At 64.8% G+C, this 4,905-nt stretch carries 5 protein-coding genes, 3 tRNA genes and 2 pseudogenes (1 of these 10 only partly in view); 3 read left to right on the plus strand and 7 right to left on the minus strand.

The genetic code is table 11. The features are described from left to right. A pseudogene (locus tag EFAMC1_RS11445) lies at nucleotides 1-175 on the minus strand (ATP-binding cassette domain-containing protein) (its annotated part extends 125 nt beyond the left edge of the window); the annotation flags it as partial. Next, nucleotides 76-423, minus strand: a pseudogene (locus tag EFAMC1_RS11450) (ATP-binding cassette domain-containing protein); the annotation flags it as partial. The pseudogenes EFAMC1_RS11445 and EFAMC1_RS11450, both read right to left, overlap by 100 nt. A 243-nt stretch (nucleotides 424-666) precedes the next feature. On the opposite strand from EFAMC1_RS11450, the gene EFAMC1_RS06140 reads away from it, so the two are divergent. From EFAMC1_RS06140 to EFAMC1_RS06150, 3 genes are all read left to right on the plus strand, one after another. After that, a tRNA-Gln gene (locus tag EFAMC1_RS06140) sits at nucleotides 667-740 on the plus strand. Nucleotides 741-766: 26 nt separating this feature from the next. Then, nucleotides 767-843, plus strand: a tRNA-Glu gene (locus EFAMC1_RS06145). A gap of 35 nt (nucleotides 844-878) precedes the next feature. Beyond that, nucleotides 879-955: transfer RNA gene (locus EFAMC1_RS06150), tRNA-Glu, on the plus strand. Nucleotides 956-1,191: 236 nt separating this feature from the next. Here EFAMC1_RS06150 and EFAMC1_RS06155 read toward each other — a convergent pair. The 5 genes from EFAMC1_RS06155 to EFAMC1_RS06175 form a co-directional block, all read right to left on the minus strand. Continuing rightward, the gene (locus EFAMC1_RS06155) at nucleotides 1,192-1,743 is read right to left on the minus strand and encodes a biotin transporter BioY (protein WP_222838657.1); all 552 of its coding nucleotides are present in this window, start codon (nucleotides 1,741-1,743) and stop codon (nucleotides 1,192-1,194) included. 78 nt (nucleotides 1,744-1,821) lie between these two features. Further along, nucleotides 1,822-3,339: an oxaloacetate decarboxylase subunit alpha gene (locus EFAMC1_RS06160; protein ID WP_261981801.1), complete on the minus strand. Its 1,518-nt coding sequence runs from the start codon at nucleotides 3,337-3,339 to the stop codon at nucleotides 1,822-1,824. Next, nucleotides 3,339-3,479: an OadG-related small transporter subunit gene (locus tag EFAMC1_RS06165; RefSeq protein ID WP_187324582.1), complete on the minus strand. Its 141-nt coding sequence runs from the start codon at nucleotides 3,477-3,479 to the stop codon at nucleotides 3,339-3,341. Before EFAMC1_RS06165 ends, EFAMC1_RS06160 begins: the two co-directional genes overlap by 1 nt. A 9-nt stretch (nucleotides 3,480-3,488) precedes the next feature. Continuing rightward, nucleotides 3,489-4,604, minus strand: a complete 1,116-nt coding sequence (locus EFAMC1_RS06170) for a sodium ion-translocating decarboxylase subunit beta (protein WP_154053424.1) — start codon at nucleotides 4,602-4,604, stop codon at nucleotides 3,489-3,491. Between the two features lie 9 nt (nucleotides 4,605-4,613). Continuing rightward, the coding region (locus EFAMC1_RS06175; protein ID WP_154053425.1) for a biotin/lipoyl-containing protein at nucleotides 4,614-4,905 on the minus strand (292 nt) is incomplete at its 5' end.

Here is a 4,905-nt window from a genome sequence, read left to right on the forward strand (position 1 = left end):
GTTCTGCGGGTACTCCCCCGCCTTGGCCTCGAGGCCGACACGGCGAAGCGCGGCGAGGGCGTTCTCGGTCGCCTCCTCCCTGCTCTTCTTCTGGAGCTTGATGGGGGCGAGCGTGAGGTTGCCCAGCACCGTCATGTTGGGGTACAGGTTGAACTGCTGGAACACCATGCTCGAGTACTTGCGCGCCATCTCGAGGTGGTTCTTGCGCGTGAGCTCGATGCCATCTATGGAGACGGTGCCGCTCGTGGGCTCCTCGAGGTAGTTGACGCAACGGATGAGCGTGGACTTGCCCGAGCCGGAAGGCCCGATGATGACGAGCTTCTCGCCAGCCTTGACCGTAAGGTCAACGTCCTTGAGAACGTGAAGGTCTCCAAAGTACTTGTTGAGACCCTTGATCTCGATCATGTTCTTGGCTTCGGCCATATCGTGAATCCCTCTTCTCGTTTACTTTCGAGATGGACTCTACGGCATGGGGGCATTCAGGCAGGTCGAAGAAGGCCAACTGTGACAGAGCGGAAACAGAATGTACGTATGTCGGTTACTCTGGAACCGCATGTCACGGTGCGTTTTCGCTCATTTGAAAAAAAATATGGAATTGAGGGTTGCGCAGGAAGCGCGGCTCCCGTATAGTATTTCCTCGCGCTGAGGCGCAACCAGGCATTCAATTGGGATGTCGTCTAATGGCAGGACAGCGGATTCTGGTTCCGTCAATGGGGGTTCGACTCCCTCCATCCCAGCCATTCGTCTGTCTGGCAACTCAGAGTATGGCCCGTTCGTCTAGCGGTTCAGGACGCCGCCCTCTCAAGGCGGAGATCACCAGTTCGAATCTGGTACGGGCTACCATGATTTCATCGGAGCATTTCGGCTCCATCACATATGGCCCGTTCGTCTAGCGGTTCAGGACGCCGCCCTCTCAAGGCGGAGATCACCAGTTCGAATCTGGTACGGGCTACCAACAGTCAACGGCAGGCCTTCGGGTCTGCCGTTTTGCATGCGAACGACATTGAGCTCGCTCCGAAGGCGGGACTGGACAGGTCCATATTTATTCGGACGAAAGCGGGACATCGCACAAAAGAACCCGACCAACTCGGACGAACACAGACTTGAATTCATCCGAGTTGGTCGGGCATGTAGTTGGAGCCATCCGAGTTGGTCGGGCATTCGGATACGACAGCACGCGACAGACGAGAGCTAACCCGCCAGGCCGGGAACGGCGTGGCGGACGCCGCGGGCGAGCACGATGCCGGCCGCGCCCTTGATGACGTCGAGCAGCAGAAACGGCGCCGAGCCCGCGAGGAAGGCCGGGACGAGCCCCATCGACCCCACGGTCGCAAGCCATGCCACGCCAACGCCGTGCGAGCACACGATCGTGAGCACGGCCACCAGCACGTCTCGCGCCGGCGACGCGTCAAGCGAGCGCCTCACGAGGGCGGCCACCAAAGCAGCCAGCACGAACCCCAGGATGAAGCCGCCCGTGGGCCCAAAGAGCACGCCCACTCCCCCGCGCATGCCCGAGAACACCGGCGCGCCCACGGCCCCGAGCAGCACGTAGACCACGACGGCCAGCACCGCCTCGCGCCCGGGCAGCGCCACAAGCACGAACGTGAGCGCCATCGTCTGCAGCGTGAACGGCACGGGGCCGAGCGGCACCGTCACCCACGCCGAGACCGCGAGCAGCGCCACGGCGGCAGCCGCCCGCGTCATGTCCTGGGGCGCAAGGCCCCGCTTCTTGTCGTCTCCCATGAAAACCTCCTGTCCGGCCGCGACGATGCGGCCAAGTGACGAGGCGCGTGGTGACTCCTCACCCCGCGCCGTGACAAATTATACGGAAGGAACCGCGACGGTGAGGTCGACGGTCTGGACCGGGACGTCGTAGAACGGGTCCTCTCGCCTGCCCAGGAAGTCGCGCGCCTGCTTGGGGAAGAGCGCGTACGACAGCACGTCCTCCTCGCTTCTCGCGTAGCAGGCAATCTCCTCGCGCAGGCGCGGCAGCTGCGGCTCGATGAGGTCGGCCGGACGGCACGTGATCGGCTCGTCATCGCCGATGATCTTCGTACGCATCTCGTCGGAGATGGGCACGGGAGCGGCACCGTACTGGCCCCGCACGTAGTCCTTGATCTCGGTCGGGATCATCTTGTAGCGCTCACCGGCGATCACGTTCATGAGGGCCTGGGTGCCCACCATCTGCGACAGCGGCGTCACGAGGGGCGGGTAGCCCAGGTCTGCGCGCACGCGCGGCACCTCCGCGAGCACCTCCTCGTAGCGCCCGGCGTTGCCCTGCTCGGTGAGCTGGGACAGAAGGTTCGACAGCATGCCGCCCGGCACCTGATAGATGAGGGCCTTCGGGCTCGTGTCCTTGATCTTGGCGTTGAGCGTGCCAGCCGCGCGGAACCTGTCGCGCACACCGTTGAAGTGCTCGGCAATCTCGCTCAGGCGGTCGAGGTCGAGGCCCGTCTCGTAGCCCAGTCCCGTAAGGGCGACGTGCATCGACTCGGTGGCCGGCTGGCTCGTGCCGCCGGAGAACGACGAGATGCAGGTGTCGATGATGTCGGCGCCCGCCTCGACGGCCTTGAGGTAGGTCATCTCGGCGATGCCGGCCGTGGCGTGCGTGTGAACCTCGATGGGCACGGAGATGCCGGCATCCTTGATGCCGCGCACGAGGTCATAGGCGTCGCTCGGCGTAAGGTTGCCGGCCATGTCCTTGATGCAGATCGAGTCGGCGCCGAAGCTCGCCATGCGCTTCGAGAGCTCGACGAAGTACGGCACGGTGTGCACGGGGCTCGTGGTGTAGGAGATGGCGCACTGGCACTCGCCGCCGGCCTCCTTGCAGGCCTCGATCGAGGTCTTGAGGTTGCGCACGTCGTTGAGCGCGTCGAACACGCGCACCACGTCGATGCCGTTTTCGATGGACTTCTTCACCACGGCGCGCACCACGTCGTCGGCGTAGTTCTTGTAGCCCAGAAGGTTCTGGCCGCGCAGCAGCATCTGCAGCTTGGCGTTGTGCACGTGCGCACGGATGGTGCGCAGGCGCTCCCACGGGTCCTCGTTGAGGAAGCGCAGGCAGGAGTCGAACGTGGCGCCGCCCCACATCTCGATGGCGTGGAAGCCGGCGCCGTCCATCGTCTCCAGGATGGGCAGCATGTCCTCGATGGGCATGCGCGTGGCAATCTGGCTCTGCTGGCCGTCGCGCAGGACGGTCTCCATGACGCCGACATGGCGGGTGGGGACGCGAGCGGAGGCCCCGGGAGCACCGGCGGCTCCGTCCGCAGCCACCCCGCCCTCGTCAATTTCCGAGTTCGTGGTCAAGAAGCCCGACTTACCCTGGTTCGGATTCGCCATCACTCCCCCTTTCTCGTCGGAAAGAGCCGCGTCAGCACCAGGGCGGCCACGTAGATGACCCCCAGGACAACGAAGACGCCGCCCCAGCCCACGAAAAGCAGCTCGAGGGCCTTCGAAAGCGCGTTGGGATCGATGCTCATGCGTACCTCCTAGCCCAGAACCGCAAGTAACAGGCCACCTGCGACCACCGACGCGATCTGTCCCGCCACATTGGCGCCCGCCGCCTGCATGAGTATGAAGTTCTGCGGGTCCTCCTCGGCCGCCATCTTCTGGATGACGCGGCTTGACATCGGGAACGCCGAGATGCCCGCCGCGCCGATCATCGGGTTCACCTTCTCCTTGCGGAAGAGGTTGAGAATCTTGGCGAACATGACGCCGCCCACCGAGTCCATCACGAAGCCCACGAGGCCAAGCGCGATGACGAGCAGCGTGTCGGGGCGCAGGAACTCCGAGTAGACCATCTTCACCGAGACGGCCAGGCCCAGCATGATCGAGATGATGTTGACGAGCTCGTTCTGCGCGGAGAGCGACAGGCGGTCGAGAACGCCGCACTCGCGCAGCAGGTTGCCGAACATGAGGAAGCCCACGAGCGGCAGCGACACCGGCGCCACGAGGCCCGCGACCAGCGTGATCACGATGGGGAACAGGATCTTTGCCGTCTGGGAGACCTCGCCCGCACGGTACGCCATGCGTATGCGGCGCTCCTTCTTGGTGGTGACGGCGCGGATAGCGGGCGGCTGGATGATGGGCACGAGCGCCATGTAGGAGTAGGCCGCCACCATGATGGCGCCGAGGTACTTGGACCCCAGCGTGTTGGCCACGAAGATCGAGGTGGGGCCGTCGGCCGCCGCGATGATGCCGATCGAGCCGGCGTCGGTGATGTCAAAGCCGAGCAGCACCGCGACCACCACGGTGAAGAAGATGCCGAACTGCGCCGCCGCACCAAAGAGCAGCAGGAACGGGTTCTGCAGCAGAGGACCGAAGTCGATCATCGCGCCAATGCCCACAAAGAGCAGAAGCGGGAAGAGCTCGGTGGCGATGCCGGCGTCGAACAAGACCTGGAAGGGCCCCGCCTCGCCGCCCGTCATAAGCACGCCGGTGTTGGGGAAGTTCACGAGCAGGGTCCCCAGGCCCATGGGCACGAGCAGCGTGGGCTCGTACCCCTTCTTAATGCCAAGGTACATGAGCACGCAGCCGATGAGCATCATGACGATGCGCCCCGGCTCGGCGCCCATGCCCATGATTCCTTCGAGGAGGGTCTCCATGCGCCTCACCTAGCCAATCGTGAAGAGAGCGTCGCCGGGGTTGACCATCTGGCCCGCGGAGACGTGCATCGCCGTGATGGTGCCCGCGCGCTCGGCCACGATGGCGTTCTCCATCTTCATGGCCTCGAGGACGAGGACCGTGTCGTTGGCGGAGACCGCATCGCCCACGTTGTACTTGATCTCGAGGATCTTGCCGGGCATGGGGGCCGTCTGGGCGTCAGCGCCGGCCGCCGGGGCGGAAGGCGCGGGAGCGGGAGCTGGCGCCGGGGCCGGCTCGGGGGCCGCGGGTGCCGGCGCCGGG

Source organism: Olsenella uli, from assembly GCF_901212675.1.
GTDB lineage: Bacteria > Actinomycetota > Coriobacteriia > Coriobacteriales > Atopobiaceae > Parolsenella > Parolsenella uli_B.